The organism is Enterobacter sp. J49 (assembly GCF_002148625.1).
GTDB classification, from domain to species: Bacteria; Pseudomonadota; Gammaproteobacteria; order Enterobacterales; family Enterobacteriaceae; genus Enterobacter; species Enterobacter ludwigii.
Genome location: NZ_MWPY01000037.1, coordinates 573,962 through 600,740, shown reverse-complemented (window position 1 = coordinate 600,740; position 26,779 = coordinate 573,962). Strand labels below are relative to the sequence as shown.

At 51.1% G+C, this 26,779-nt stretch carries 25 protein-coding genes, 3 tRNA genes and 1 pseudogene; 6 read left to right on the top strand and 23 right to left on the bottom strand.

The features are described 5' to 3' along the window. Nucleotides 1-3: 3 nt before the first annotated feature. Nucleotides 4-672 (bottom strand): L-fucose operon activator, encoded by a 669-nt coding sequence (fucR, locus tag BJP35_RS21110; protein WP_047744861.1) that lies wholly within the window; start codon nt 670-672, stop codon nt 4-6. Nucleotides 673-686: 14 nt separating this feature from the next. Here fucR and BJP35_RS21105 point away from each other — a divergent pair. Next, nucleotides 687-929 (top strand): annotated as a pseudogene (locus BJP35_RS21105) (iron-containing alcohol dehydrogenase); the annotation flags it as partial. Nucleotides 930-1,198: 269 nt separating this feature from the next. On the opposite strand, the gene BJP35_RS21100 reads toward BJP35_RS21105, so the two are convergent. The 6 genes from BJP35_RS21100 to uvrY all read right to left on the bottom strand — a co-directional run bounded on the left by BJP35_RS21100 (nt 1,199) and on the right by uvrY (nt 4,735). Next, nucleotides 1,199-1,285: transfer RNA gene (locus tag BJP35_RS21100), tRNA-Leu, on the bottom strand. A gap of 11 nt (nt 1,286-1,296) precedes the next feature. Next, a tRNA-Cys gene (locus BJP35_RS21095) sits at nt 1,297-1,370 on the bottom strand. 46 nt (nt 1,371-1,416) lie between these two features. Further along, nucleotides 1,417-1,492, bottom strand: a tRNA-Gly gene (locus BJP35_RS21090). Nucleotides 1,493-1,644: 152 nt separating this feature from the next. Then, complete coding sequence (gene pgsA / locus BJP35_RS21085; protein ID WP_014170706.1) at nt 1,645-2,193, bottom strand: CDP-diacylglycerol--glycerol-3-phosphate 3-phosphatidyltransferase; 549 nt, start codon at nt 2,191-2,193, stop codon at nt 1,645-1,647. Between the two features lie 56 nt (nt 2,194-2,249). Continuing rightward, complete coding sequence (uvrC, locus tag BJP35_RS21080; protein WP_047744862.1) at nt 2,250-4,082, bottom strand: excinuclease ABC subunit UvrC; 1,833 nt, start codon at nt 4,080-4,082, stop codon at nt 2,250-2,252. Then, on the bottom strand, nt 4,079-4,735 hold the full coding sequence (uvrY, locus tag BJP35_RS21075; protein ID WP_013096026.1) for a UvrY/SirA/GacA family response regulator transcription factor: 657 nt from the start codon (nt 4,733-4,735) through the stop codon (nt 4,079-4,081). The genes uvrC and uvrY overlap by 4 nt, the downstream gene beginning before the upstream one ends. A 466-nt stretch (nt 4,736-5,201) precedes the next feature. Here uvrY and BJP35_RS21070 point away from each other — a divergent pair, with 466 nt between their 5' ends. Then, the gene (locus tag BJP35_RS21070; protein ID WP_003859644.1) at nt 5,202-5,426 is read left to right on the top strand and encodes a DUF2594 family protein; all 225 of its coding nucleotides are present in this window, start codon (nt 5,202-5,204) and stop codon (nt 5,424-5,426) included. Between the two features lie 66 nt (nt 5,427-5,492). On the opposite strand, the gene sdiA is transcribed toward BJP35_RS21070, so the two are convergent. The 14 genes from sdiA to BJP35_RS21000 all read right to left on the bottom strand — a co-directional run bounded on the left by sdiA (nt 5,493) and on the right by BJP35_RS21000 (nt 21,771). Next, on the bottom strand, nt 5,493-6,215 hold the full coding sequence (gene sdiA, locus BJP35_RS21065) for a transcriptional regulator SdiA (protein ID WP_014170708.1): 723 nt from the start codon (nt 6,213-6,215) through the stop codon (nt 5,493-5,495). Between the two features lie 221 nt (nt 6,216-6,436). Beyond that, entirely contained in the window at nt 6,437-7,189 is a 753-nt protein-coding gene (tcyN, locus tag BJP35_RS21060; protein WP_014170709.1) for an L-cystine ABC transporter ATP-binding protein TcyN, read from the bottom strand. Then, complete coding sequence (gene tcyL, locus BJP35_RS21055; RefSeq protein WP_014170710.1) at nt 7,186-7,854, bottom strand: cystine ABC transporter permease; 669 nt, start codon at nt 7,852-7,854, stop codon at nt 7,186-7,188. Before tcyL ends, tcyN begins: the two co-directional genes overlap by 4 nt. A gap of 20 nt (nt 7,855-7,874) precedes the next feature. Then, a complete protein-coding gene (gene dcyD, locus BJP35_RS21050) occupies nt 7,875-8,861 on the bottom strand; it encodes a D-cysteine desulfhydrase (RefSeq protein ID WP_047366323.1) in 987 nt (328 codons plus the stop codon). Between the two features lie 107 nt (nt 8,862-8,968). Beyond that, entirely contained in the window at nt 8,969-9,769 is an 801-nt protein-coding gene (tcyJ, locus tag BJP35_RS21045) for a cystine ABC transporter substrate-binding protein (RefSeq protein WP_020883350.1), read from the bottom strand. An 86-nt stretch (nt 9,770-9,855) separates the two neighbouring features. After that, nucleotides 9,856-10,407 carry a flagella biosynthesis regulatory protein FliZ gene (gene fliZ, locus BJP35_RS21040; RefSeq protein WP_008500339.1) on the bottom strand — a complete coding sequence of 184 codons (552 nt, stop codon included), beginning with the start codon at nt 10,405-10,407 and terminating at the stop codon, nt 9,856-9,858. Between the two features lie 54 nt (nt 10,408-10,461). Beyond that, nucleotides 10,462-11,181 carry an RNA polymerase sigma factor FliA gene (locus BJP35_RS21035; RefSeq protein ID WP_014170714.1) on the bottom strand — a complete coding sequence of 240 codons (720 nt, stop codon included), beginning with the start codon at nt 11,179-11,181 and terminating at the stop codon, nt 10,462-10,464. Between the two features lie 98 nt (nt 11,182-11,279). After that, the gene (locus tag BJP35_RS21030; RefSeq protein ID WP_086463540.1) at nt 11,280-12,407 is read right to left on the bottom strand and encodes an FkbM family methyltransferase; all 1,128 of its coding nucleotides are present in this window, start codon (nt 12,405-12,407) and stop codon (nt 11,280-11,282) included. Between the two features lie 22 nt (nt 12,408-12,429). After that, a complete protein-coding gene (locus BJP35_RS21025) occupies nt 12,430-13,545 on the bottom strand; it encodes a Gfo/Idh/MocA family protein (protein ID WP_086463539.1) in 1,116 nt (371 codons plus the stop codon). 10 nt (nt 13,546-13,555) lie between these two features. Next, nucleotides 13,556-14,701, bottom strand: a complete 1,146-nt coding sequence (locus BJP35_RS21020) for an acetyl-CoA carboxylase biotin carboxylase subunit family protein (protein ID WP_230682138.1) — start codon at nt 14,699-14,701, stop codon at nt 13,556-13,558. 17 nt (nt 14,702-14,718) lie between these two features. Beyond that, a complete protein-coding gene (locus BJP35_RS21015; protein ID WP_020883346.1) occupies nt 14,719-15,879 on the bottom strand; it encodes a DegT/DnrJ/EryC1/StrS aminotransferase family protein in 1,161 nt (386 codons plus the stop codon). Nucleotides 15,880-15,944: 65 nt separating this feature from the next. Further along, nucleotides 15,945-19,295: a methyltransferase regulatory domain-containing protein gene (locus tag BJP35_RS21010; RefSeq protein ID WP_073971038.1), complete on the bottom strand. Its 3,351-nt coding sequence runs from the start codon at nt 19,293-19,295 to the stop codon at nt 15,945-15,947. 26 nt (nt 19,296-19,321) lie between these two features. Further along, nucleotides 19,322-20,731 (bottom strand): hypothetical protein, encoded by a 1,410-nt coding sequence (locus BJP35_RS21005; protein ID WP_078774506.1) that lies wholly within the window; start codon nt 20,729-20,731, stop codon nt 19,322-19,324. A gap of 203 nt (nt 20,732-20,934) precedes the next feature. After that, nucleotides 20,935-21,771 carry a flagellin gene (locus tag BJP35_RS21000; RefSeq protein WP_020883343.1) on the bottom strand — a complete coding sequence of 279 codons (837 nt, stop codon included), beginning with the start codon at nt 21,769-21,771 and terminating at the stop codon, nt 20,935-20,937. 365 nt (nt 21,772-22,136) lie between these two features. On the opposite strand from BJP35_RS21000, the gene fliD reads away from it, so the two are divergent. The 4 genes from fliD (at nt 22,137) to amyA (ending at nt 25,893) form a co-directional block, all read left to right on the top strand. Continuing rightward, a complete protein-coding gene (fliD, locus tag BJP35_RS20995; protein WP_020883342.1) occupies nt 22,137-23,555 on the top strand; it encodes a flagellar filament capping protein FliD in 1,419 nt (472 codons plus the stop codon). Between the two features lie 13 nt (nt 23,556-23,568). Further along, nucleotides 23,569-23,973 (top strand): flagellar export chaperone FliS, encoded by a 405-nt coding sequence (gene fliS / locus BJP35_RS20990; RefSeq protein WP_086463538.1) that lies wholly within the window; start codon nt 23,569-23,571, stop codon nt 23,971-23,973. Nucleotides 23,974-23,978: 5 nt separating this feature from the next. Next, on the top strand, nt 23,979-24,341 hold the full coding sequence (gene fliT, locus BJP35_RS20985) for a flagella biosynthesis regulatory protein FliT (RefSeq protein ID WP_086463537.1): 363 nt from the start codon (nt 23,979-23,981) through the stop codon (nt 24,339-24,341). 64 nt (nt 24,342-24,405) lie between these two features. Then, entirely contained in the window at nt 24,406-25,893 is a 1,488-nt protein-coding gene (amyA, locus tag BJP35_RS20980) for an alpha-amylase (RefSeq protein WP_079231920.1), read from the top strand. Nucleotides 25,894-25,957: 64 nt separating this feature from the next. Here the strand turns inward: amyA and yedD are convergent, their stop codons facing one another. Together yedD and fliE are read right to left on the bottom strand one after the other, a co-directional pair. Further along, entirely contained in the window at nt 25,958-26,371 is a 414-nt protein-coding gene (gene yedD, locus BJP35_RS20975; RefSeq protein WP_020883340.1) for a lipoprotein YedD, read from the bottom strand. Nucleotides 26,372-26,445: 74 nt separating this feature from the next. Beyond that, nucleotides 26,446-26,757 (bottom strand): flagellar hook-basal body complex protein FliE, encoded by a 312-nt coding sequence (fliE, locus tag BJP35_RS20970; protein ID WP_014170728.1) that lies wholly within the window; start codon nt 26,755-26,757, stop codon nt 26,446-26,448. Between the last annotated feature and the right edge of the window lie 22 nt (nt 26,758-26,779).

Here is a 26,779-nt window from a genome sequence, read left to right as displayed (position 1 = left end):
GGCTTATTGTCTCAGCCCTGACTCATTCAGTTGTGTGTCAGACACAATATGCGTTACCTCATCCAGGTGCCCAATTCTGGCCTCCCCTGAACGATTAAACTTACTCTTATCTATCAACAATAAAGACTGTGAAGCGCGCTTGAGTAGCAGCGATTTGAAGCCAGCGTTGGCCCTGTTGGAATCCCACAACCCTCCATGACTGTCTATCCTTTCGCAGGAGAAGATAAACAGGTCGATGTCCAGCAGTTTGAGTTGTGAAATCAACGAGGGGTTAACGTAGCAGCCATACTTACGCTCGAGTTTACCGCCGGAGCTAATAAGTTGAATCTGTTCACGTTTGCCCAGTTCCAGGCAGATGGGGTGACTGTTAGTAAAGACCTGAATATCGATGTCAAGCAGTTGACGCGCAAGATACCAGCAGGTTGAGCTGGCATCCAGGGCAATGACCATCCCGGCTTCAATCCACTCCAGCGCTTCTCTGGCGATATCCGCTTTATGCGTGAAGTGGCTCTTAAGGCGAATATGAAAAGGATCACCGCTGTCCTGGTTTTCCCGGTGAATATATTTCGCCCGACCGTGGTTGCGCAGCACTTTTCCCTGCGCCTGCAGTTCGCTGAGATCGCGGCGAATGGTCTCTTTACTGACGTTAAGCTGGGTGGATAAAACGTCCATCGTCAGACTATGATGCTGAATCGATGGGCGTGAAAGTGGAAGGGCTGAGCCTTGCAGACGCGCGCAATGCTGCCGTGGATGCCGTCTTCAGGCTTAATCACGATGTGGGCATCCCGCTCCATCTGCGTGAGGCTGGAGTACAAAAGGAAGATATCCCGATGCTGGCCCAGGCGGCATATGATGATGTCTGTACTGCCGGCAACCCACGGGAAGCGAGCCTGGCAGAAATTAGCGAGCTGTACCATATCGCCTGGTAGGGCGACTGCGTTACCCGGTTTAGAGGACCCTTCTGGGCCGGGTGACGCAGAGAGACAGTGCCATCAGTATTTAAAACCGTGATTTCGCAGCTGACGACCGACGCCGACAGATCCTATCGCTAATGGCCATTGTTGGGCATGATTGCCCTCTTATTGTGGCGAAGTTGAAGGGTGAAACTAGGGTATACGGCGAAAAACAGGCACAAAAAAACCACCTTTCGGTGGTTTCACGACACTGCTTATTGCTTTGATTATTCTGCTTTTTCCCATGGTAGCCGGAGTGGGACTTGAACCCACACAGCGCGAACGCCGAGGGATTTTAAATCCCTTGTGTCTACCGATTCCACCATCCGGCCAGGGAAGAAAGTGGAGGCGCGTTCCGGAGTCGAACCGGACTAGACGGATTTGCAATCCGCTACATAACCGCTTTGCTAACGCGCCGTAAAACTTTTTTACGCGACACCCGCTATTGCGCATGTCTTTAATCTGGAGCGGGAAACGAGACTCGAACTCGCGACCCCGACCTTGGCAAGGTCGTGCTCTACCAACTGAGCTATTCCCGCATGTCATCAAGTTAACTTCTAACCACTTGATTTCATTATCGTCCGGCTAGCTGTGCCGCCGTTCGATGCGTTGCATTCTACTGATATGACGGTATGAGTCAACGTTATTTTTTGCATCCCCGGATCGTTTGCTGAAAATTACGTCGAAACGATCACTGATCAAGCAAATCGCCGCGGGCAGCGTTTAAATATTGCAGCATAGACCAGAGCGTCAGTACCGCAGCAACCCACAGCAGCCCAATCCCCGCCCACTCAACCCAGGCGTTTGGACGCCAGAGCATCCATACCAGCGAGGCCATTTGCGCGGTGGTTTTCACTTTACCAATCCACGATACCGCGACACTGCTGCGCTTACCCAGCTCCGCCATCCACTCACGCAGCGCAGAGATGATGATCTCACGACCAATCATGGTTGCTGCAGGCAGCGTTACCCACCACGTGTGGTAGTGCTCAGCCACCAGCACCATCGCGATAGCGACCATGACCTTATCGGCGACCGGGTCGAGGAAGGCACCGAAGCGGGTGCTTTGGTTCCAGCGGCGTGCCAGATAACCGTCAAACCAGTCCGTAACCGCAGCCACCAGGAAAATCAGTGCACAGGCAAAAGGAGCCCAGACGACTGGCAGGTAAAACGCCAGTACAAAGAACGGGATAAGCACAACGCGAAAAAGAGTGAGCAACGTAGGGATATTAAATTGCATAATGACGGTAACTGTTTGTTGTCAGTAAAATTTAGCTCTATGTTGCTACAGAGCCCTCAATGTTTCAACGAGTAGTAGATCTTTTCTGCCAGCGCTTGCGAAATACCCGGCACTTTTGCAATTTCCTCCATGCTGGCATTGAGTAATCCTTGCAATCCGCCCATATATTTAAGCAACATCTGCCTGCGTTTTGGCCCGACGCCTTCGATGGTCTCAAGCGTACTGGTGTTTTTTACCTTCGCCCGTTTTTTCCGGTGCCCGCTGATGGCGTGATCGTGTGACTCATCGCGGATATGCTGGATAACATGCAGTGCCGGAGAATCCGGCGGCAGGCTGAAGCCCTCCCCTTCCGGTTCGAAGAAGAGCGTCTCCAGACCGGCTTTACGATCGGCCCCTTTTGCCACACCCAGCAGCAACGGATGGTTTTTATCCCAGCTCACATCAAGTGAGTCAAAGACCGCTTTCGCCTGCCCGAGCTGCCCTTTCCCGCCGTCAATCAGTATCACATCCGGGATTTTGCTCTCTTCGATGGCTTTACCGTAGCGACGGCGCAGCACCTGGTTCATGGCTGCATAGTCATCACCCGGCGTGATCCCGGTGATGTTATAGCGACGATATTCCGCGCGCAGCGGGCCGTTAACATCAAACACCACGCAGGAGGCCACGGTCTGCTCGCCCATCGTGTGGCTGATGTCGAAGCACTCCATCCGTTTAACCTCCGGCAGCTTCAGGAGCGTAGCCAGTGCCGTTAAACGCTGGTGGACCGTCGATTGCTGGGACAGTTTTGTGGTAAGCGCCGTCGCCGCGTTGGTCCGGGCAAGCTTCAGGTAACGCGCGCGGTCACCGCGCGGTTTGGTCTGCACGTTAACCCGACGACCAGCCAGTTCTGATAGCGAATCCGCCAAAAGCGTTTTATCGTCGAGATTGAAATCAAGCAGGATCTCCGATGGCAGCGTGCGCATCTGACTCCCCTGCAGATAGAACTGCCCGACGAAGGTTTCAACCACCTCACCCAGCTCCGTCCCCCCCGGCACTTTCGGGAAATAGCTGCGGCTCCCGAGCACTTTACCCTGACGAATAAACAGCACATGCACGCAGGCCATGCCGGCGTCAAAGGCAACGCCGATCACGTCGAGATCGTCACCGGTGTTCGAGACAAACTGTTTCTCAGTGACTCTGCGCACCGCCTGGATTTGGTCGCGGATCCGCGCGGCCTCTTCGAACTCCAGCGCTGCACTGGCTTTCTCCATCCGGGCGATCAGCTGCGTTAATACCTGATCGTCTTTCCCGGCTAAAAACAGGCGCACATACTCGACCTGCTGCGCATACTCGTCTTCACTCACCAGCCCGGCAACGCATGGCCCCAGACAGCGGCCAATCTGGTACTGCAGACACGGGCGCGAGCGATTGCGATAGACACTGTTTTCACACTGGCGAACAGGGAAGATTTTTTGCAGCAGCGCCAGCGTCTCACGTACGGCATAGCCGTTGGGAAACGGGCCGAAATATTCACCCTTGGCATGTTTTGCACCGCGGTGCATAGCAAGCCGGGGGTGCGTATCGCCACTCAGGAAGATGAACGGATAGGATTTATCATCGCGTAACAGCACGTTGTAGCGCGGCTGATAGAGCTTAATATAGTTATGCTCAAGCAGCAGCGCCTCCGTCTCGGTATGCGTGACGGTAACATCAATATTCTGTATGAGTGCGACCAGTGCTTCGGTCTTGCGGGAGGCAAGGTTACTGCGAAAATAGCTGGAGAGGCGCTTTTTGAGATCTTTCGCTTTCCCCACGTAGATAACCGTACCGCCAGCGTCATACATACGATAGACGCCAGGCTGGCTGGTTACGGTTTTCAGAAATGCTTTTGAATCGAACACATCACTCACTGACTTAACAACGTCTCCGCATTACATAAACCATGCCGGATGGCCAGATGAGTCAGTTCAACATCACCATGAATGTTCAGTTTGCTGAACATGCGATAACGATAGCTGTTCACCGTTTTCGGGCTAAGATTCAGCTGTTCCGAGATCTCATTTACCTTCTGACCTTTGGTGATCATCAGCATAATCTGCAATTCACGCTCGGACAAACTGGCAAACGGCGATTCCGTTTTCTCGGGTTCGATCTGACTCAGGGCCATCTGCTGAGCAATGTCGGAAGCAATGTAACGCTGTCCGGCAAACACGGAACGGATAGCATTGACAACTTCCTGCGGCGCGGCACCTTTACTCAGGTAACCGGCAGCGCCCGCCTGCATCACTTTCGCGGGCAGCGGGTTTTCAGTATGCACGGTCAGCATGATGACTTTTGTATCAACAAAGGTACGCGCGATTTTGCGGGTTGCTTCAAGACCACCGATACCGGGCATGTTCATATCCATCAACACCACATCGGCTGAATTAGTGCGGCACCATTTTACGGCATCTTCGCCGCAACAAGCCTCACCAGCAACTTTAATACCTTTTATATCTTCAAGAATGCGTCGTATCCCTGCGCGCACCAGTTCGTGGTCATCAACAAGAAGGACGTTGATCAAAGGAAATGTCTCCAGAATAGGGATAACGCTACTGAGTGATAATTTGGTTTATATTAACGGTTTTCCTCACAAGATTAAAACGTTAAAAAATCGGCTATTCGATTTCGCTCTCGTTTTTGGAAATTAGGCTGTACAGAACGTGGAAAGAGAGCCCGCGCCACCAGGGCTTGTGCAGCTTTTTTTAAGCATCTGTATTCAAAAAGTTACAAAAAACCTGTCGCCTGAGTCCGTAAAAAAACAGTTCTTAAATTTTTGTAACAATAATTAACGGCAAGCGAACCGGGTATAAACAATTCGTCGCTATTAACGCCGCACAGTTTAGCGGCACGCGTTGTTTACGCAAATAAACATCCAGTGTAAAAGTACGAAAAACAACCGCTGCATTTTTTGCTGCGCCTTGTGGTATACTCCGCCGCCTTGACTTTCATCGTCGCGCACGAGCGCCGTTTTATAATGAGGAAAATAAATGAGCACACCTGAATTTGCCACTGCGGAGAATAACCAGGAACTGGCACAGGAAGTAAACTGCCTGAAATCGCTGCTAACGCTGATGCTACAGGCGATGGGCCAGGCTGACGCCGGTCGTGTGATCATTAAAATGGAAAAACAAATCGCGCAGATGGAAGACCAGGCGGAATCCGCGGTATTTGCCAACACCGTTAAGCAAATTAAACAAGCCTACCGCCAGTAATAAAAAACGGCTGGATGCGGTGCATTCAGCCGTTGCCTCGTCTGACACGCAGAACGTACTCTCTACTCAAATAAGCCCGGTCGCCGCCGCGTAACACGCGATCTGCGTCTTGTTAGGCGCATTGAATTTCTTCTGCATATTCTTCTGATGAAAGTTAACCGTATTCTCTGAGATGGAGAGAATGATCGCAATTTCCGCCGACGTCTTCCCTTCCGCGGTCCATTTAAGAATTTCCCGTTCACGTTTGCTGAATTTCATCTCAGGCGGCATCACCATCTCATCTTCAAATCGAATCAACGATGTTAAGGCCACTTGCACCAGCAGTTGTAACCGCAGCTCTATTTCCTCGTGGTCTAGCGGGCTCTCCAGCATGCTAGTACGAGAAACCGACAGAAAACCGAGAGCATGATTCGGCAGCATCAGACACTGCGTTATTCCTGTACGTAAGCCGTGCTCCCGTGCGCTATGCCATAATTCCTCAGCATCCGCGAATAATTCGTCAGTCCAGGGTAAATGCCCCTGGATGAAATTCTCCGGTTTTAACACCGGGTCAATGGCGAAATAATTCTTCGACTGATATTGCGCCTGCCACTGTGGCGGATAAGTGGTATGCACAGAAATCTTAGGCCGCGTAAAAGGCACGGGATGGCGTACGCAGAGTGCGTAATAATCGAATTCTAGCGCCTGAGTTTGTCGCTGAAGTTCCTGATATACCTCGTCGGCACAGGTCAATTTCTGAAACCGGAGGGAGCATTCCCGTCGCCAGGTGAAAAAGTCTGAATCCTTCATACTTACTAAATGAAGCCTCTGAAATGATATTCATTATTATGGTGAATATAACCTAACACATAAAACTTATTTCTAACTACAAAATATCGGCAACAGCACAATTAACTTTACGTTTGATAAGGTTTATTGGGTCTGAGCGGAATAAAAAAACACGGTGTCGGGCGCAGGGGGAGAATAATTTGCCCCAGATGAATTTTCTGGAGCAAATTAGTGCAAAAATTCTACTGCATAAGGAATTTTTCAAGGAACTGACGGGTTCGCGGCTGCTGTGGGTTGGCAAATAAGTGTTTTGCCGGCCCCTGCTCCACGATCCTTCCCTGATCCATGAAAATGGCGCGGTCCGCCACGTCACGAGCGAAGCTCATCTCGTGGGTAACGATAACCATTGTGCGTTTCTCCTGTGCCAGCTGGCGGATGGTGTTCAGCACCTCGCCCACCAGCTCAGGGTCGAGCGCAGAGGTCGGTTCATCAAAGAGGATCACATCCGGGCGCATCGCCAGCGCGCGGGCAATCGCCACACGCTGCTGCTGACCACCTGACAGGCGGCGCGGGTAGCTGGTTTCTTTACCGGCCAGCCCGACTTTTGCGAGCAACTCGCGCGCGCGAACCGTCGCGTCCTCTTTGGCTTCCCCTTTTACAATGACCGGGCCTTCAATGATGTTCTCCAGCACCGTCCGGTGTGGGAAGAGATTGAAGTTCTGGAAAACAAAGCCCACATGCTGGCGCAACTGGCGAATCAGACCTTTTTGCTGGCTGATGGATTTGCCGGTATCAATCGTAATGTTCCCTACCCGAATCGTGCCTTCTTCAGGCTGTTCAAGCAGGTTGATGCTGCGCAGCAGCGTTGTTTTCCCGGAACCACTCGGGCCGATAATGGCGACCACTTCACCCTGCTCAACCTCCAGATCAATCCCGTGGAGCACCGTTTGACCGTGGAATTTTTTCACCAGGTTTTTAACGTCGATAGCACTCATTTTGGATCACGCTCCTGGCGGTTAAGCTGGTTTTCGAAATAGTTTTGCAAGGCGGATAACACTGTCGCCATTACCCAGTAAATCAGCGAGGCCGCCAGATACATGGTGAACACTTCCAGGGTGCGCGAGGTAATAAGCTGCGCCTGACGGAACAGTTCCGGTACCTGAATGGTGGCCGCCAGCGACGTGTCTTTCACCAGGCTGATAAAGCTGTTGCTGAGCGGCGGAAGCGCCACACGCGCCGCCTGAGGCAGAATGGCTCTGCGCAGCGTTTGCCAGGGCGTCATACCGATACTGGCCGCCGCTTCCCACTGCCCTTTATCAATGGACGAGATTGCCGCACGCAGCGTTTCAGAGGTGTATGCCGCCGTATTGAGCGACAAACCAATCATCGCCGCGGGGATCGGATCCAGCTCAATACCAAACTGCGGTAAACCGTAGTAGATCATAAAGAGCTGGGCGATAAGCGGCGTGCCGCGAAACACAGAGATATAAAAACGCGCCACCCAGCGTACTGGTAAGACGGGTGACATACGCATTAAGGCCAGCACAAACCCGAGTACCAGACCGAAGAACATCCCGCCAATACTGAGCTGTAACGTAAATACCGCACCTTTAAGCAGGTACGGCAGGGAATCAATAACCAGTTGAATACTTTCTTGCATTATTATTTTTCGACCTGATTTTAGACATGAGGATGGTAGGCAAACAGCGCAGGTGCCCCGCCGGTGTGAACAAACAAAATCGGCCCTTCATCCTTAAAGCGCTTCTGTTCAATGCCATCGATAAGACCGGCCATCGCTTTGCCCGTATACACGGGATCAAGCAGGATACCCTCGAGGCGCGCCAGCAATTTCACCGCATCCATCCCCTCTTCATTAGGCGTGCCGTAGCCTGGTGCAAAATAGTCGTCCCAGAGCTGGATATCAGCCGTTGCCTTCAACGCCAGTTGCTCTGCCACCGCCTGCTGTAAGGTGACCACTTTCGGCTTCTGGTCCGCGACGCTACGCGATACCGTCACGCCAATAAGCTCGACATCGGGTAATAATTGCTCCAGACCTACGGCCAGCCCTGCGTGGGTACCTGCACTGCCGGAAGCAACAACGACAGAAGAGAGGCTGACCGCTCCCTCGCATTGCTGGGCAATCTCCAGCGCACTTTCCACATACCCCAGCGCGCCCAGCGCATTCGAGCCGCCGACAGGAATAACGTAGGGACGAAAACCCTGCGCTTCCAGACGCGTCGCCAGTTCATCAAGTTGTGCGGTCGGGTCGGTTAATGCCTCGACCATTTCGACTTGTACGTTAAACAGATCCAGCAGCAGACGGTTGCCGTTAGTCAGATAGTTTTCTGCTTGCGTTCCAATTGGGTTTTCCAGCAATGCCACACAGTGGAGACCCAGCTTTGCAGCCACCGCGGCGGTCTGGCGGACATGGTTAGACTGAATGGCACCTGCGGTAATGAGCGTATCCGCGCCTTCACGCAGGGCGTCAGCGGCCAGAAACTCCAGCTTACGCAGCTTATTGCCCCCCATCGCCATCGGCGTTACGTCATCGCGCTTAATAAAAATATCGCGTCCTAAATAGTCAGAAAATCGCGGCAGATACTCCAGCGGAGTCGGCGCGCCGATAAACTCCAGGCGGGGAAAGCGCGTTAAATTCTGTAGTGACATGGGTTCTCCGGTAACACAGACTCAAGGTGATATTTTTCATTATGCACGCAGACGCGTAAGAAATAAAAAAGGCGCTTTTAAAAGCGCCTTTTTTTAACGTCAAAGACTTATTTCGTGACGTCTGCCCCGAACCACTTCTCAGAAAGGGCTTTCAGGCTGCCGTCTTTTTGCATGTCAGCAATCGCGGAGTCAATCGCTTTAACCAGGTCGTCGTTGCCTTTACGAACGGCTACACCGGATTCCTGACGAGAGAACGCATCACCAGCTACCGCCAGGGTATTGTTGGTTTTCTTCACCAGATCCAGCGCGGCCAGACGGTCAACCAGAATCGCATCAATACGACCTACGCGGAGATCCTGGTATTTTGTCGGGTCATCATCGTAAGTGCGGATATCTACACCCTGAACGTTCTGGCGCAGCCACTCTTCATAGTTGGTCCCCAGACCGACACCGACTTTTTTGCCTTTCAGGTCAGCGGCCGTTTTGATAGTGCCTTCGTTACCTTTCTTCACCAGCGCCTGGATACCAGACACGGTGTACGGCGTGGAGAAGTCATACTTCTTCTTACGCTCGTCAGAAATGGTCACCTGGTTAATCACCACATCAATACGTTTGGAATCCAGCGACGCCAGCATACCGTCCCATTTGGTCGGTTTGATGGAGGCTTTCACGCCAAGGTGTTTCGCCAGTTCCTGTGCAAATTCCACTTCAAAACCGGTGAGTTTACCGTCATCGCCCTGGAAGCTGAACGGAGGATAGGTTCCTTCCAGCCCGACCAGCAGCGTACCGCGCTCTTTCACTTTATTCAGCAGATTTTCTGCGGCGAACGTTTTCACGCTCATACCCGCGACCAGCGCGACTGCCATTACACCCATCAGCGCCTGACGACCCAGAAGTGCTAATTTCATAAATACCCCGATATAGTGGAATTTTTGAGTAGTGTAGAGAAATCACCTGCAAGGTCAAAGGCGACTGCGCTACATCTTATTCTTTTTTAATATATATCAGAAGTTGTTCCAGCGTGGGCTTTCTGCTTTATGGCACCCGGCATTTGTACCTTATATTGTGCATACTTGCGCAGCGCAATGCGGTAGTTGTTGGTGCTGGTCGCAGGCAGCCACGGCTCAAGATTCTCATCCAGATAGCCGGTCTTCAGCAGATCGCGGGAGATGTTGTTCACGGTGAGATGTTGTCCGAGACGGCGCAGGCGGACGACATATTCGCGTACGGTTCCGTGGCTCATCTCCGTTTGTTCAAACAGGAATTGTTTGAAGCCGATAATGTCGAAGAAGTCGCTTTGCTCTTTGCAGTGGAGATCACCGCAGAAACGGCAAAGCGCCACCCACTCTTTTTGTTCTTCGAGCCATGCTGCTTCATCCATCAACGTGTCGAGGCGTGAAATCGCGATCTTATTAACGATTTCGCCTCGACGAACCAGCGTGATACGATCGAGTAACTTGTTACAGTGGGCGCAATGCGTCTGGCTGTGTTTAAAGTCTTTCAGGTAGCGGCTTAAAGGCCGTCTTTTAGATTGCTGCACCGTCATGATAACTCCTGGTTGTCAATACGTTGTGCGGCATTTTTCAGGTGAATCAATCACCTATAACTTACCCAGCTTTGTGCGTAAACGTTTAATGGCCTGGCTGTGCAACTGGCTCACCCGAGACTCCCCCACTTCCAGAACAGCGCCAATCTCTTTGAGATTAAGCTCTTCCTGATAATAGAGGGTCAACACCAGCTGTTCGCGCTCAGGTAAAGCCTCAATCGCTTCCATTACGCGCTGGCGTAAATTACCTTCCATTAAATGGTGTAACGGGTTTTCTTGCTGATGCTCATCCGTCACCAGCTCGATGCTATCGCCATGCTCTTCTCGCCACTCGTCATAAGAGAAGAGTTGGCTATTATTGGTATCGAGCAACATCTGACGATACTCTTCAACAGCAATGCCAAGACGTTCCGCCACTTCTGTTTCCGTAGCGTTACGTCCCAGTTCCTGTTCCAGCTGCCCCATCGCATGCGCCACTTCGCGCGCGTTGCGGCGAACACTGCGCGGCACCCAGTCGCGGCTGCGCAGCTCATCCAGCATCGCACCACGAATACGCTGAACTGCGTAAGTCGTAAATGCCGTTCCTTGCAGAGCGTCGTATCGGTCAACTGCATTCAATAACCCGATACCGCCCGCCTGTAGCAGATCGTCAAGTTCCACGCTCGCCGGCAAACGCACCTGGAGGCGCAATGCTTCGTGACGCACCAGTGGGACATAACGCTGCCACAGCGAGTGTTTATCCATTACACCTTCAGCGGTATAGAGTGAATTCACGATAAACAGCCCTGCGTTAGTTGAGTTATCGGCATGATTATCCGATTCTGCAGGGCGTTCAATTGGATGAATAGTGGGTAAAATGGGGGGTTATTTGCCTATTTCTTTATATACCGTGACTTAGGCACAGCATATAAAACCAGTTCGAAGGCCAGTTCAGGGTGATGTCCGCGCAGATAAAACACATAATCAGCACTGAGAGAGGCAATATATTGAGGAATTGTCAGGAGATCTTCCGGCTTATGGTAAAGACTTATTGCCAGTAAAGGTTTCCAGTCCTGAATCGTGCTTGCAGCGCCCTGCAAGGCTTTTAGTTCAGCGCCTTCGACATCCATTTTAATAAAGGTGGCTTTGCGCCCCTGCAGGATATTATCGATGCTATCCAGTTCAATGGTCACCGTGTTGGTGCTTTGTTCCATCAGGCGTGAAGAGAGTGCATTTCCCGACTGAAAAGAGAGAACGGTGTTTTCATCCCATACGCCCTTTTGCACTGGCTGACAAAATGGCCACTGGCGCGTATTTTCACAAAGTTGAGCATAATTACTGGCATCAGGCTCAAAGCCGATAACGCTTTCTGGCTGCGCGACCTGCTGACGGGCCACTTCTTGCATAAACGCCCCAATGCTATCGCCATTGTAGGCCCCGCAATCAATAAACACTTCGTTATCCTGCAGGCGGACAATATCTGACGGGAAATAATGTACCGGTTCGTATACCGCCTGGTAATAGCCACGGGTAGCAGTTAAACGCTGTTTAAGAAATGCGACCAGCGTTTCCCGCGAACGATCGTCTTCCAGGCTCGCGTACAGATGTTCAAGAAGGTCCTTATGTTCATCACAAAATGACGGGGTATACCAGAGAGTTGTGCTGACGCCGATAAAAGCAGGATCAAATACAAGCACATTGGCGCCCCCCTGCCGAAGTTCTGCCTGCATCGCGTCACTAACATACTGCAACGCCACGATACAGTTGAATTCACCGGGTTGTTCAAGGAGATCTTCGATTGCCACAACCGGGAGACCGTGGAAGCTCATCCCTTCTGTAATATATTTTCTATTAAGTGCGATTTTATGGAGCGGCATGTTTTCCCGGAACATAAATTCTGCCGTCATCTGCCCCAGACAGCCTGCCCCATAAAGCACAATCGGGAGCCCATTGGCTTGCATTGAGTTGATGCTCTCAAAAAAGGCGTTATCGTAACCCTGTAACTGTTCCAGTAATGTCATATAGTCCTCAGCACAACCGTTATTAACGTAATAATTCGACTTTGGCAGACGTCAGTGCGCTCTGCTGCGCTTTTTCGAGAAATTCCAGCCCACGGACGGCCGTATCGCAACTGAGGCTGTATCCCGTAGGTTCACCACGTAAACTGGCGGCCATATCGGCGTAATAGTTTGCAAATGCCTCAATGAATCCGGCAGGGTGCCCTGCTTTGAAGCGGCAATAGCGGGGCTGGTTGGCCACCGTATTGTCTCCGGCCGTTCGGTCGATCAAGCGAATATTCCCATGTACATCAGCAAGATGGAGATACTCAGGCTCCATTTGCAACCATTCTGCGCTGCCTTCAGAACCATAAATTCGTATCCGCAAACCATTTCGGTAACCCAGCGCCGCTTTGCCGTACCAGTAATTACACACCATATCGTCGTCGTAACGGGAAACCAGATTCACCGTATCGACAACATTCGGGACGCGCGCAAACGTGCTGTTAATCGCATAGACATCCTCGGCACGTTTATCCGTCAGAAACTCCACCAGTTGATGCACATGGACCCCAAGGTCGAGGGAAACGGTCGGGATGTCACCATCAACGCGACGCCATTCCTGAGGCTGAGCCACACTGCCATCTTCCCGGCTGCGAATAAATCCTTCCTGAGGCATTTCCACCATGACATGCTGAATGCTCCCCAGTTCACCGCGACGTAACCGTTCACGCAATTCGCGTACCATCGGATAGCCGGTATAGTTATAGGTGACGTAGAGTTGTCCATTGATGTCTGCCACGCGCTGGGCGATATCGCGCGCATCCGTCACACTGGCGACCATGGCTTTTTCACTGATAACCGGAAGACCGTATTCAAGACAGGCCAGAATAATTTCACGATGGGCCGGGGTCGGCGTCAGGATGACAACGGCATCCATTTGTGCGTGCTGCTCTTCCAGCAGGGTCGCCGCATTCGTATAAATGGCTTCATCCTTTAGTCCCCATGCCAGCCCCGTCTGTTTGCTAAGCGTTTTATCGCGGCTAAAACATCCCGTCACCAACTCGAAATGGCCGTCCATTTGACTGGCAATTTTGTGCGTCAGACCAATTGCTGAATTGATCCCTCCGCCAATAAACCCAAGAGATAGAGGCCTGTTCATAGTCCGGTCCTTACAAAGAAGAAAAAGAAAAATAGTTTTTAAGCTGAGGCGTGTGGCTTGCCATGGCGTCAAGATCGGTAAACTCAGCAAAAATTAACCCTGCCCGATCCCCTGGCGCAGGGCCGATTTCATCGCCGGGTTGTTTAAGCGGTATCGCCTGAAGGATGTTGGCTGGCAGAGGCGCACAGTTAAACCCGAAGAAAAGGCTTCGATGAGTTGAAGAGACCGTATGACGGGCAATATTGCGCCGACGTGCGGGACGCCGGTGCGCCAGGTGACTTGTCTGTCCGATGAAAGGCGCAACAAATTCACGGCAATAATCGACGCCCGTGGAAAGCTCAATCAATTTCGAATAGAGATCGCCCGGACAGCGGCGTGTCACTTCAATCAGCCAAAATTGCCGTTCGTCAGCAATAAGTTGAGTATGTAAGAGTCCATCGACAAGGCCTAAGTCGCTGACAATGGCCTGCATACATTCACTGATTTGATCACGCATCGACTCGGTCAGATTGACACTCAGACAGCTGCTGTTCACTTGCCACGGATAGACTGTGCAATATTCATCGACAAAAAATTCGCAAGTGATTTCCCCCCCACGAATAAACGCCGAGTGACTATACAGCGCCCCCTGGCAGAACGTTTCAATGACACAATGTCCGCCCGCTGACGCAGCACGCGCGACGTTGACCGCCTCATCAAGCTCATCTGGCTGATGAATCAATGAGATCCCTTTTCCACTGTATGCGTCGACAGGTTTTACCAGTAGCGGGAAAGGCATCGTACGCGCCTCCTGCACGTTACTGGCAGCTTTTGGAATAGGATATCCCTTCTCGCTGGCCCATTTCCTGAAGCGGTCCTTGAGGAAAAGGAGATCGCTTACCTCGGGAGAGTCATAGCCGGGAAGGCCCAGCGCCTGCGCCACGCGGCAGCCAGAAAGATAAGAAACATCCGTCACACCAGGCGACAGCGCCGTGATTTTTTCCTGGCGGGCAATGGCCAATACCGCCTCGCTGTCAGCGTAATTTTGCGCCCAGGTCGCATCGGCATATTTCATCCCTGCATCCTGGGCTTTACCGCTACAGGCAAGCGTTCGAAACCCTGCGGCTTTTATGGCCTGCTGTAATGGCAACGAGGCAAACCCTGCATCAAGGATCATCGCTGTAGGCATCATGCTCATACCGCAATCTCCGTGACTGGCGTCGGTTCGTTACCCTGCGCCTGTCCTACCAGGGAAGCACGCTTCAGAGCATTCACGACCCGATCCTGTTCTTCCAGCGTCATTCCTGGATAAATCGGCAAGCACAGCACCTTTCCGGCGATATCATTCGCAACGGGCAGATGTTCTTCCGCCGAAGTAGGGAAACCTCTGTACATGGCAAATGAACTGATGAGCGGGTAGAAATAGCGACGCGTCAGAATGGCATCCGCTTTAAATAACTCATATACCCCATCACGACTCATCCCGAAATGCGGTTCGATGAGCACCGGGAAATAGGCGTGGTTCCAGCTCACATCGTCGGGTACGTCGACAAACGTTAATCCTTCCAGCCCGGCTAACATTTCACAGTAGCGTTGATAAATCGCCTTTCTTTCGTCCAGTGCTTTATCAATATGTTTAAGCTGCAGAAGACCGAATGCAGCTTCCACCTCATTCATTTTGGCGTTAATGCCAGGAGCCACGATGCGGGTTTCACCAGCAAAGCCAAAATTCTTAAGGTAATCGATGCGCTGTTTGGTTTTGAGATCGTGACTTATAATGGCCCCGCCCTCAAAGGTGTTAAAGACTTTGGTGGCATGGAAGCTGAGTACGGATAAATCACCGTGATTTAAAATGCTTATATCGTTTTTGCGGACATTAAATGCATGTGCTGCGTCATAAATAACCCGCAAACCGTACACATCTGCAATTTTCTGAATTTTATCGATGTCACAGGGAATCCCATAACAATGAACAGGCAAAATTGCGGTGGTGTTAGGCGTAATTAATTCTTCAATGCGATCCGGATTAATATTATAGGTTTGGGGATCGATATCAGCGAAGACCGGCGTTAATCCGTTCCACAATAAGCTATGTGAGGTCGCAACAAAGGAATACGGCGTGGTGATCACCTCGCCAGTCAGGCGCAACGCCTGAAATGCCGTCAGCAGCGCCAGCGTTCCGTTTGCAAAAAGCGAAAGATGCTTTACACCCAGATATTCCGCCAGAGCCTGTTCCAGCTGCTGATGAAATGGTCCGCCGTTTGTCAGAGTTTTATTTTGCCAGATTTGCTCCAGATAAGGGATAAACTCTTCCAGAGGGGGCAAGAATGGACTGGTTACGTAAATTTTACTCATATCTTACCTCGGTAATGATACCGTTAAATTTTGCCCACATGGCCGGCTTAGTTAACCCTTGCGAGTCAGGAATGCTGTTCAGTGATGAGAAACGCATGCGGCTCTTCTCCCCGACAATAAATTCCCCACGCTTCACGCAGCGCCCGTTCAAAGTTTTCTGCAATATTAAAATCTGGCACGTGGTCTACGGGGATCCTGTCTCGCATCCCCAGTCGGATTTCAGCAAGTTCTGGAATACGTTGCCCCCAGGCGATTGCTCTGGAAATATAATCTTCCTCATCAATCGCAATAAACTGCTCCAGTCTGTAAGAACGCATAATATCGACGCCCTGCTGACACGGTATGGTCGGGCCATTCATGGTGATTGTCGGGACGCCCATCCAGGCGCCATGATGCGTCGTCGTTCCGCCGCTATAAGGGAATGCATCAAGTAAAATATCAATCTCATGGTGCATCGCGAGGTACTCATCCATTTCCACGAGTCCCCGGAAGAGCAATCTGTCGCGAGAAATTCCACGCTGTTGCAGGCGTTTTGTCATGGCCGAAATCATTTCGGCATCAGTCATGTTACCGATTAACAGCCTGGCTTCAGGGTAACCCGTTAAAATAGATGCCCATGCATTCAGCACCTGATCGTTAATTTTTTTAGAGCGGTTAAAACTGGCAAAGGTAATATAACCGTTACGCAGCGCAGGTAATGGATTGATGTCCGGGCTGAGAGGATGAGGTTCGAAACTCTTGCGTGTCGCAACGAACATCGCGTTTTCCACCAGCTGTTTTTCAAGCTCCTGAGACTGCGCCAGGCTCGCCGAAAGAAGTATATAGTCCATCTCTTTCAGACCCGTCGTGCCCGGATAACCTATCCATGTGATCTGAATCGGAGCCGGACGCAACGCGAAAACAGGCAATCGGTTGTAGGCTGTATGACCCGATAAATCGAACAGAATATCAATCCCGTCTTCAGCTATCAGTTTCGCCAGTTCAATATCGCTAATAGCATCAACCTGACGCCATAGCGTTGCGCTCTGGCGAAGGTGACAATACGTGTCATCTTCTTCAAGGAACAGGGTGCTATAGGCCACCAAATCATACTGTTCACGATTGATGGCATCCCAATAAGGCAGAAGAAAATTCGCCACCGGATGCTTACGCAAATCGCCTGAAACAAAGCCAAGTCGAAGCTTACGCTGAGGTTCTCTGGAATTATTGAGAACCAGTTTTACCCCGCTCTCTGTTGCCCAGGTTGCTGCGCGGCGGCCGTATTCAAGGTGCCTTTCCAGCAACGTCTCGGCCGTTACGCTAGCGTCGTGGCTCATTACAAACAGTAAATTACTGAAGTAGCCGAAATTATAATTGCTAAGCTCTACGGCCTTTTCCATAAAATAGCGCGCTTCTGCCATTTTATGGTTGTCACTCAATACAATCCCGGTGAGCCCAAGTGAACTGGGCCCCGGGTGCTGGAAGCGCATAATCTCCCTGCAGCATTTTTCCGCTAATGCCATATCGCCATAGGCATGATGCAGCGATGCCAGACTTAGCCAGTAATCAATATTTTTATTATTCAGACGAAGCAAGGTGCGGACAATTTGCCGTGAACCGTAGAATTCACGCTTGCGCTGCAACACCGTGGCAAGATCATAATAGATATCTAGGCTCGAGAAATAATAGCCCATCAGTTTACAAAGCGACGCCAGCGCGTCATCCCAGGCGGAAGTCAGCACGCATGTTTTTGAATAGCAGCGAAGGACGTGAATATTGTCTGGATTTTTTTCCATTAACTCACGAGCATACTCGCGGGCTTCTTTAGAACGGCCTTTTTGGATAAGGCTGTTTGCGCGCTCGTAGATAGCGTCCACGTCCGGGTCGGCTAATACGGGTTCGGCATTGCTCTTGATAAGCATTCCGCCCTGCTGTTGATCGACACTAAGCAACAACAACAGAGAAAGTTGCGATTTTAGTACGTCGAGCATGCCTGCACGCAGAAAACACTGCAGTTGCTTTTTCCAGGCCTCAGGCGAGCCGGTTAGCAACCCTTTAATTTTCAATGAAGAGTAGAGTTCCCAGTTCGTCTGCCCGGCATGCCCCATTTCGAAGCGAAGATAATTCCACTCAGCGGGGGTCAATGAAACCCACTCTCCCCACAGGTTCATGATGCTTACATCGTTCGCAGGACACGCTGGTGGTAGCAACCCTACCGGTGCCAGTTCATCATTTTGCGCAGCGTTGTATGCCCCGGGGGTGGCACTCCAGAAAAATCCGTCAGCACAGGTCATAAACAGCGTTTTTAATGCTTCCCACACCGTCTCCTGATAATCCTCATGCGTTTCAGGAGCCCGGCAATTGAGCACAAGCTGTTCGAAACTTAAGGACATAGGCCAGGCATTGCCCAACAACTCCATGATCCTGATAATAATGGCATTGTCGGTACGCATGATCCGTCCATTATTATTTCTGAACACACGGGGCGCTTTTGCAGAATCCAGTTCGATCGGCATAAAGCTTCCGGCCCAGTGCAGGTTTCTCAGGAGGTTCAGATCCGGGTGAACCGGCGGCGAGAGGCGATTTAGGTGGCACAGCAAGGTAAAGCGTTCTTCGCGTTGAACGGCGTAATCAAGATATTGCTGCGACAAGGTTCTGCTTGCCCCGTTGCTGACGGCACCCAGTAACTGTTCGATTCTCGGACTATAGAAGCTTCCCAGTTCCGACTGTGGCAGCAAATCGCCCAGGAACTGCAGACCGGCGAGTTCAGCCTGTGCGTTAAAATCCCCGAGGGTGCATGCCCCGTCACTCGGGCTTAAATAGGCCAGAATTAGCGCGTTATCATCCATTTCTTCAGCGAGAAGGACTTCATTTTTCAGCGAACCCTCTTCCAGCGTGAGCAACATAAAGCTCAGCATGGCGCGGGCTGACGCCAGCAGGTCGCTGCCCTCTTCTGCGCGATCAAGATGGAACCGTAACGCTTCACCCAACGTTATGCGCGCTATGCTGCCAGGCAGTACTGACCACTTAATGGCGATAACGCCGTTGGCAGATAAATGCGCCTGGCACCATGTCAGCAACGCTTCCCGTTCGCTTTTTCCAAGAAAACCAAAGGTCTGATGAATAATGATGTAATCTAACTCACCCGGATCCGCGGCGAGCAAATCCCCTAATCCTGCAGCAAACAGTTCAACGTTATGACATCCCAGTTCGGCAGCAAACTTCTCCCCCTTCACGATCGCCTCTTCGTCAATATCGATACCCAGAGCGATACTCTCAGGATGCGCCCATGCGTGCATAATCAGACGCGTTGCTGAACCACAGCCAATCTCCATGACACGGGCAAACGCAGGCAGTGGCGTGGTCAGATGATTAAGCACCGCAGCGGCATGAATGGTCTCGGGGCTGACCCGATAATAGGGGTACTGTGTCGTCACGTTTTTTCCAGATTCTGTTCTTACGGTCACAGGGCAAATGCTTCAGCTTGATACGTGCGAATAAGCGACGATTTATATTCCTGGTATGGGCCTGCTGTGTTCCTTGCCACCCAACAGAACGCCTCCTCACCCGACTGGCTATCGAGTATTCCGCTACGCTCGGCACGCGCGATCGCCAGACGGTCTTCTGGCGAAAGCATGTCCAGACAGGAAAAGAGTGCGACTTGCTCCAGACCAGGCGCATGATTGCCGCTGGCGAGGTTGGTATGGATGAACGGCACAACGCGGTCGAAATATCGTTGCGCTACGCCGCCGGGTTTTGCGTAAATAAAACCGGCAAAAACCTCTTCCCAGAAAGGTGAGGATTCGGTTTGCAGGAGCAACAGCGCCGTTTCTGGCTCACACCACGGCTTACGCACCAGCACATTAGGGTTAATGGCAATAATGGGAGTGTTAAACGCCTGCAGTGCGTGGTGCAGGAAAACGATGCGACGTGCAGCACGGACTACCGACATGTCCTCATTACGGGTTATTTGCTCATGGCTTGCAGAGAGGTTGAGCTCAGGTAGCTGTTCGCGAAGGGTCATCAGGCTATGTTTAACATCATCATTGCCGTTAATTAGATGCACGTGCACATCAAGGACGTCGCGATTGGTCTCATAGAGTGAATAGAGCATCGGCACAGCGTGCTCGAAATAATCCTCGCTGTCGCACGTGACTAGCACCGTTGTTTTGGCAGCTGTGCTTTTTGCGATCCAGTAATCGTAGGATTGATTTTCCACCGCATGCTCGCTCACATGAAGCGATCGAAAATCGATGTACGAATCGGGTATGCCCCCCAGCCTGTAGATGCCGCAGGTAATCATCAACAGGGCCATAGGATCTTCGCCGATTAATGCAGCGTCTGCCGTCAGAGCCTGGATAACAACCATCGCCTGGTTGAAATCATTTTCCATTAAACAGATCAACAGCAGGATTTTCAGCACAGGTGCCGAATTGCTGACCAGCGAAAGGTTGTTGTTAATTAAAAATAACGCTGAGCTGATTTCATTGACGCGGAACAGAAGCTGAATGGCGGCGACAAGATAGTGAATGTTGTCATCGGCTTTTAACGCCGACACAATATATTCTGTCAGTTGGGTACTCATCTCGGCAGAAAGAGTCTGTTTTTCGCCAATGACGGACTCATCCAGTGCGGTGTTTGCCAGCACGATGGCACATAGCATGTCTTTTAAAGCCGTATCCTTTTCAGCATCCAGTCCCGTTTCGGCCACACGAATCATGGGTTCGAGCGCAGTGAAATTAGTGCTTTTAAAACTGAAAATTTCGGCCGTGATGTTGGCGGGCATAACATCTGCTTCTGGCAGATCAATGAATCGGGTAAACACATTCCGATAAAACTGACGCATAGCCCGGCTACGTGCGAATTCACTCATCTTATAACTCTTCGGTAAACTGTCGTCAGACGACCGGAAAAGGAGATTTTAGGCAGAGTAACACTGTGTTTCGGAGGGTGATGGCGGGAAAACGCTGCTAAATGCAGCCTTATTTTACAGATTACGATCCGGTGATTTTACGGAAAAATAGTGAAAAAAAAGGCTGCTGTTTCCAGCAACCTTTTTTAAAGATAGTGCGTCTATTAACGCAGCAGGGACAGCATCGCCTGTGGAACCTGGTTTGCCTGAGACAGCACGGAAGTACCAGCCTGCTGCAGGATCTGCGCGCGGGACATGTTAGATACTTCAGTTGCGTAGTCAGCATCCTGGATACGAGACTGAGCAGCAGACAGGTTAGTGATAGAGTTGTTCAGGTTGTTAATGGTAGATTCGAAACGGTTCTGAATCGCACCCATGTTAGAACGAGCGGTATCAATTTTAGAGATAGCGTTGTCAGCTGCAGTGATGAAAGCTTTAGCAGTGCTGTTATCGGTGATAGTACCGGTCAGGCCAGTGTCGAGGCTGGTAGCTTTAGCATCAATCAGTGCGCCAGTGGTGATAGCGATGCTATCAGTTGCACCAGTACCTGCGCCAACCTGGATGTTCAGAGAAGCAGTCTGGCTACCGTCCAGCAGTTTTTTGCCGTTGAAGTTAGCAGCGCCAGCGATACGGTCGATTTCACCCAGACGCTGAGTAATTTCAGTGCTGATTGAGGTGTAGTCAGTGGTACCGTTAGTATCGTTCGCAGCCTGAACAGCCAGCTCACGGATACGCTGTAAGTTGGAGTTGATCTCGTTCAGGTTACCTTCAGCGGTCTGAACCAGAGAGATACCGTCGTTGGCGTTACGAGCAGCCTGAGTCATCCCTTTAATCTGAGAGTTCATACGGTTTGCAATCGCCTGACCCGCAGCATCATCTTTAGAGCTGTTGATACGCAGACCAGAAGACAGACGCTCAATAGCGGTGCCCAGAGAAGACTGAGATTTGTTCAGGTTGTTCTGAGTGGTCAGGGACAACAGGTTAGTATTGATAACTGACATAATTTTAATTCCTTCAAAAATGGTTTCTAGGGTCGGTGCCTAACACTCACGGCGTCTCTCACCGTCAACAAGGTTATCGACGCTCGAACAGCAGACTTTAGAAAATATCGAAGAAAATATTTAATTGATTGTTTTATAAAGATTTATTTTACACTAAAGCGGCTGCAGAGTGCATGATGAATAAAAGATTAACGCAAAAAATCACCGTCTTATTCTCTTCGGTATATTTCTTCGTCATGCACCCTGTTGATTTGAAACGCGTCATTTAGGTCGCTTATTCAGCGATATATTTTTTAAGCTTGCCGTAAACTTTTCGTCGAACGGGCCGATAAACGACTGAAACATCCATTAAGAAGGAACACTACATGGCGACTATCAGTAATCTCGGGGTGGGCATGCCCGGCCTGTCAGATCTGTACGATAAGCTGCAGGCAGCAGAAGAAACAAAATTGACGGCTATTGCCAAGCAAAAAACCACCTACGACGCGCAGATTACCGGTTACGGCAAATTACAAAGCGCCCTGACGAATCTGCAAACCGCAGCTGCTAAGCTCGCAAAAACAGATACGTGGAACTCAACCTCCATTAGCAGCACCAATACTGCATTTTCGGCTATCAGCACCTCCGGCGCTAACGTTGGTGATGTGACAGTCAACGTCAGCAAGATTGCTAAAGGCCAGGTGCTGACGACCACGCCAGGCACTATCGACAGCAATACTAAGCAGTTAGGTGGCACCACGGGCACCAACAGCCGAACCATTACCATTACCCAGGCAGGCGCTGACAGTAAACCACTGACGGTAACCCTGGCCGATGGCGATACCTCCCTGAACGGGATCGCTAAAGCCATTAACGCTGCCAACGGCGGTGTCTCGGCAAGTGTGGTGAAAGCGGATGATGGCGACTATCGTCTGATGCTGACCTCCAAAACCACCGGTACCGATTCTGATATGACGGTAACAGTGACCGGCGACGATACGCTGAAAGGCATCATTGGCAGTGGCGCACTTACCGAACAGGTGAAATCACAAAATGCCGTCGTTAACGTCAACGGTATCCAGATTGTCCGCCAGACCAATACCATCACTGACGCCATTCCAGGGGTAACATTAACCCTGAAAGCACAGAGCACGGCCGATGAAACCCTGACCGTAACCCGCTCTACAGACGATAACAAAAAAGCCATTACAGAATGGGTAACTGCCTATAACTCTCTGCAGTCCACCATTGCCTCATTGACGAAATATGAGCCACCTGCGGTGGGTGCAACCGCCCAGTCTTCGAATAACGGCGTACTGATGGGTGACAGTACTATCCGCGGAGTACAATCCGATCTGCGTGCTTTATTGACCAATGTGCAGAGCGGTTCCTATGCCATTATGGCCCAACTTGGCATCACACAGGACCCGGTCAAAGGCGCGGACGGCGCGGTTGGCAACCTGAAAATTGATGATAAGAAATTAACCAAGATCCTCACGGACGATCCGGCTGGTGTACAGGCCTATTTTGTGGGTGACGGGAAAACGACCGGTTTCGCTACCCAGATGAATAACAAGCTAACCGATATGCTGAGCACGTCTGTCGGCAAAGAAGGCGTTATTCAGAATGCGAAGGACGGTATTAACGCCACGCTCAAATCCATCGGTAAACGTTATGACGCGATGGAGTTGACGATTGAAGCCACGATGGCACGCTATAAAAAGCAGTTTAACGATTTAGATAAGCTGGTCACTAAATTCAATGGTACGGCCACTTATTTGACCCAACAGTTCAGCAGTAAGTAAGAAAGGAAACGATATGTATAGCAAATCTGGTGTACAAGCCTATCAGCAGGTAGGTCTTGAATCTGCTGTCTTGAGTGCCAGCCCGCACCAGTTGGTTGTCATGTTGTTCGACGGTATCCATAGCGCGCTTATCCGGGCGCGCCTTTTCCTTGAGCAAGGGGACATCCAGGCAAAAGGAGAGGCCCTGTCTAAGGCCATTAATATTATCGAAAATGGCCTTAAGGCTGGGTTAAATATGGATGTGGGAGGAGAACTCCCCCGCAACCTTTCTGCGCTTTACGACTATATGGTACGCCGTTTGTTACATGCCAATCTGCGCAATGACATCGAAGCTATTACCGAAGTCGAGGCTCTGCTGCTCAATATTTCCGACGCCTGGAAGCAAATCGGCCCGGGTTATACTCCCAAGCAGGATTAACTTTAATGAACGACTCCAGCTTATCCCTTAAAAAGTGGCATGCTCTTTATGCGCTTAGCAATACAATGCTGAGCCTTGCTCAATCCGGGAAATGGGATGAGCTCATCGAACAGGAGGTTGCATACATTTCGCTGGTTGAAGAGATCAGCACGACTCCTTTTCCACCCGACAGCAAACACATCCAGGATCAGGCGATGGTGATACTGAATCAGGTGCTGCAGAATGAGCTCCTCCTCAAGGATTTGTTGCAGGAAAGAATGAGTGAGTTGAGCGGTCTTATTGCCCAAACCAACAAGCAAAAAAACGTTAACGTTACCTACGGGAAGTTGTCAGGCAACATATTATTTCCCGGAGAGATGAATCATTAATTCACATTAGCGATTCTTGATCCATACTCCAGAAGTCTGCCAAACGGCTTCTGGAGCACGGACGATGAAAAACCCCACCCTGTTACAATGTTTTCACTGGTATTACCCTGCGGGCGGTGAATTGTGGCGAGAGGTCACGGCGTTAGCCCCCAATCTTAACGAAATCGGCATCAATATGATCTGGTTGCCGCCAGCCTGTAAAGGCGCATCCGGCGGGTACTCGGTCGGATACGATACTTACGATCTTTTCGACCTCGGTGAGTTTGACCAGAAAGGCAGCGTCGCCACCAAGTACGGTGACAAAGCTCAGCTGCTGGAGGCCATCGACGCACTCAAAAGTAATGAGATCGCCGTCCTCCTGGACGTGGTGGTTAACCACAAAATGGGCGCAGACGAGAAAGAACCCGTCCGCGTTCAGCGCGTCAACGAACAGGATCGCACGCAGATCGACGATGAGATCATTGAGTGTGAAGCCTGGACACGCTACACCTTCCCTGCCCGTGCCGGGCAATATTCGCAATTTATCTGGGATTACAAATGCTTCAGCGGCGTCGACCATATTGAAAACCCCGATGAAGACGGCATTTTTAAAATCGTCAACGACTACACCGGTGAAGGCTGGAACGACCAGGTTGATGATGAGATGGGTAATTTTGATTACCTGATGGGCGAAAACATTGATTTTCGCAACCATGCCGTCACCGAGGAGATCAAATACTGGGCCCGCTGGGTCATGGAACAAACTGGCTGTGACGGTTTTCGTCTGGACGCCGTCAAACACATTCCCGCCTGGTTTTATAAGGAGTGGATTGAGCACGTTCAGGAAGTCGCAACGCAACCGTTGTTTATCGTGGCGGAATACTGGTCCCACGAAGTGGATAAACTGCAGGCCTATATTGACCAAGTCGATGGCAAGACGATGCTGTTCGATGCCCCCCTGCAGATGAAATTCCACGAAGCATCGCGCCAGGGTCGGGTATACGACATGAGCCAAATCTTTACCGGCACCCTGGTCGAAGCCGATCCGTTCCATGCAGTAACTCTGGTTGCCAACCATGACACTCAGCCTTTGCAGGCATTGGAAGCGCCGGTTGAAGCGTGGTTTAAACCGCTGGCCTATGCCCTGATCCTGCTGCGTGAAAACGGAGTGCCCAGCGTCTTTTATCCGGATTTATTCGGTGCCAGCTATGACGATACGGGCGGTGACGGCGAAACCTACCATATTGATATGCCGGTCATCGAGCAGCTTCACGAGCTGATCCTCGCCCGCCAGCGTTTTGCCCACGGCGTGCAGACGCTGTTCTTCGATCACCCAAACTGTATCGCCTTCAGCCGCAGCGGCACCGAAGACGATCCTGGCTGTGTGGTGGTGATGTCGAATGGCGATGACGGCGAGAAAGTGATTTGTCTGGGTGAAAACTACGGCAATAAAACGTGGCGTGATTTTCTCGGCAATCGCGAAGAAACGGTCACTACCGCAGCGGATGGCGAAGGCACCTTTACCTGCAAAGGTGGAAGCGTCAGTGTGTGGGTGATTGAGGATGCGTTGTAGTTGTAAAAGCATCTGACGTGAATTGAATGCCGGGTCAGGCGAAGCTGCCACCCGGCAACATGCACTACGGAAGTTTACTCTCCAGCGGATTTTTGCTCAGATAATCTGCGCACTCTACCGTCGGGCGATCGACCTTCTGTAGCTCCATACCATCATACTCAAGAACAGAGCCATCGCGCTCCAGCGGATAAATATCCAGCTTGCGGGTGACGTTATAATAACTGTCTGAACGCAGCATGATTTTACCCGGTACAGCGATCACGCGCTGCCACTGACGGCAGTCCAGCGTATCGCCCTCCTCCGTCACCACCAGCGTGGCAATCGCCTCTGGGCTGACCATTTTGCTCTGCGGCCCTTTTGACTGCCAGTACCCTGCCAGATGCGCCGGGACGGGGTGTTTGATCACTTCCTGATAGTTATCCACCTGAACGCACCCGGTCAGTGCCAGCAGCGCGCCAGCAATTGCTATTTTTTTCATCATCTTTCCTGCATTCGAAGAAAAAAATATTGTGGCATTAAAGCGCTTGGGCTGCCAGCGAAGATCGACGGGTCTTAAACCTGCATCCCCATCACTTCCTGATAAGCAGACACAAGCTTGTTACGCACCTGAATCCCCATCTGCAGGGAAACCGAGGCTTTTTGCAAATCGGTCATCACATCATTCAGTGCCACGCCCGGCTCGCCGAGGGTGAACTTCTCCGCCTGAGTACGTGCGGCGGTCTGGGTATCGCTGATACGGTCAAGCGCGGCGTGCAGTTGTCCTGCAAAACTGATGCTCGGTTGTTCTGCCACATTCTGATTACGGGCCGTCATCGCCGTTGCCTGCAACTGACTGATCACCCCTTCAATACCCTGTATAGCCATGACTCTCCCCTGAATGGTTTTT

What these genes read in the sequence shown, in the direction of transcription:
- BJP35_RS21030 (WP_086463540.1), bottom strand. Translation starts at nt 12,407, where the DNA reads ATGACATTACTGGAACAGTTACAGGGTTACGATAACGCCTTTTTTGAG.
- tcyJ (WP_020883350.1), bottom strand. Translation starts at nt 9,769, where the DNA reads ATGAAATTAGCACTTCTGGGTCGTCAGGCGCTGATGGGTGTAATGGCA.
- fliD (WP_020883342.1), top strand. Translation starts at nt 22,137, where the DNA reads ATGGCGACTATCAGTAATCTCGGGGTGGGCATGCCCGGCCTGTCAGAT.
- amyA (WP_079231920.1), top strand. Translation starts at nt 24,406, where the DNA reads ATGAAAAACCCCACCCTGTTACAATGTTTTCACTGGTATTACCCTGCG.
- BJP35_RS21005 (WP_078774506.1), bottom strand. Translation starts at nt 20,731, where the DNA reads ATGAGTGAATTCGCACGTAGCCGGGCTATGCGTCAGTTTTATCGGAAT.
- pgsA (WP_014170706.1), bottom strand. Translation starts at nt 2,193, where the DNA reads ATGCAATTTAATATCCCTACGTTGCTCACTCTTTTTCGCGTTGTGCTT.
- tcyL (WP_014170710.1), bottom strand. Translation starts at nt 7,854, where the DNA reads ATGCAAGAAAGTATTCAACTGGTTATTGATTCCCTGCCGTACCTGCTT.
- fucR (WP_047744861.1), bottom strand. Translation starts at nt 672, where the DNA reads ATGGACGTTTTATCCACCCAGCTTAACGTCAGTAAAGAGACCATTCGC.
- dcyD (WP_047366323.1), bottom strand. Translation starts at nt 8,861, where the DNA reads ATGTCACTACAGAATTTAACGCGCTTTCCCCGCCTGGAGTTTATCGGC.
- yedD (WP_020883340.1), bottom strand. Translation starts at nt 26,371, where the DNA reads ATGAAAAAAATAGCAATTGCTGGCGCGCTGCTGGCACTGACCGGGTGC.
- fliT (WP_086463537.1), top strand. Translation starts at nt 23,979, where the DNA reads ATGAACGACTCCAGCTTATCCCTTAAAAAGTGGCATGCTCTTTATGCG.
- fliE (WP_014170728.1), bottom strand. Translation starts at nt 26,757, where the DNA reads ATGGCTATACAGGGTATTGAAGGGGTGATCAGTCAGTTGCAGGCAACG.
- BJP35_RS21015 (WP_020883346.1), bottom strand. Translation starts at nt 15,879, where the DNA reads ATGAGTAAAATTTACGTAACCAGTCCATTCTTGCCCCCTCTGGAAGAG.
- BJP35_RS21000 (WP_020883343.1), bottom strand. Translation starts at nt 21,771, where the DNA reads ATGTCAGTTATCAATACTAACCTGTTGTCCCTGACCACTCAGAACAAC.
- BJP35_RS21020 (WP_230682138.1), bottom strand. Translation starts at nt 14,701, where the DNA reads ATGATCCTTGATGCAGGGTTTGCCTCGTTGCCATTACAGCAGGCCATA.
- tcyN (WP_014170709.1), bottom strand. Translation starts at nt 7,189, where the DNA reads ATGAGTGCTATCGACGTTAAAAACCTGGTGAAAAAATTCCACGGTCAA.
- BJP35_RS21070 (WP_003859644.1), top strand. Translation starts at nt 5,202, where the DNA reads ATGAGCACACCTGAATTTGCCACTGCGGAGAATAACCAGGAACTGGCA.
- BJP35_RS21025 (WP_086463539.1), bottom strand. Translation starts at nt 13,545, where the DNA reads ATGAACAGGCCTCTATCTCTTGGGTTTATTGGCGGAGGGATCAATTCA.
- fliS (WP_086463538.1), top strand. Translation starts at nt 23,569, where the DNA reads ATGTATAGCAAATCTGGTGTACAAGCCTATCAGCAGGTAGGTCTTGAA.
- sdiA (WP_014170708.1), bottom strand. Translation starts at nt 6,215, where the DNA reads ATGAAGGATTCAGACTTTTTCACCTGGCGACGGGAATGCTCCCTCCGG.
- fliZ (WP_008500339.1), bottom strand. Translation starts at nt 10,407, where the DNA reads ATGACGGTGCAGCAATCTAAAAGACGGCCTTTAAGCCGCTACCTGAAA.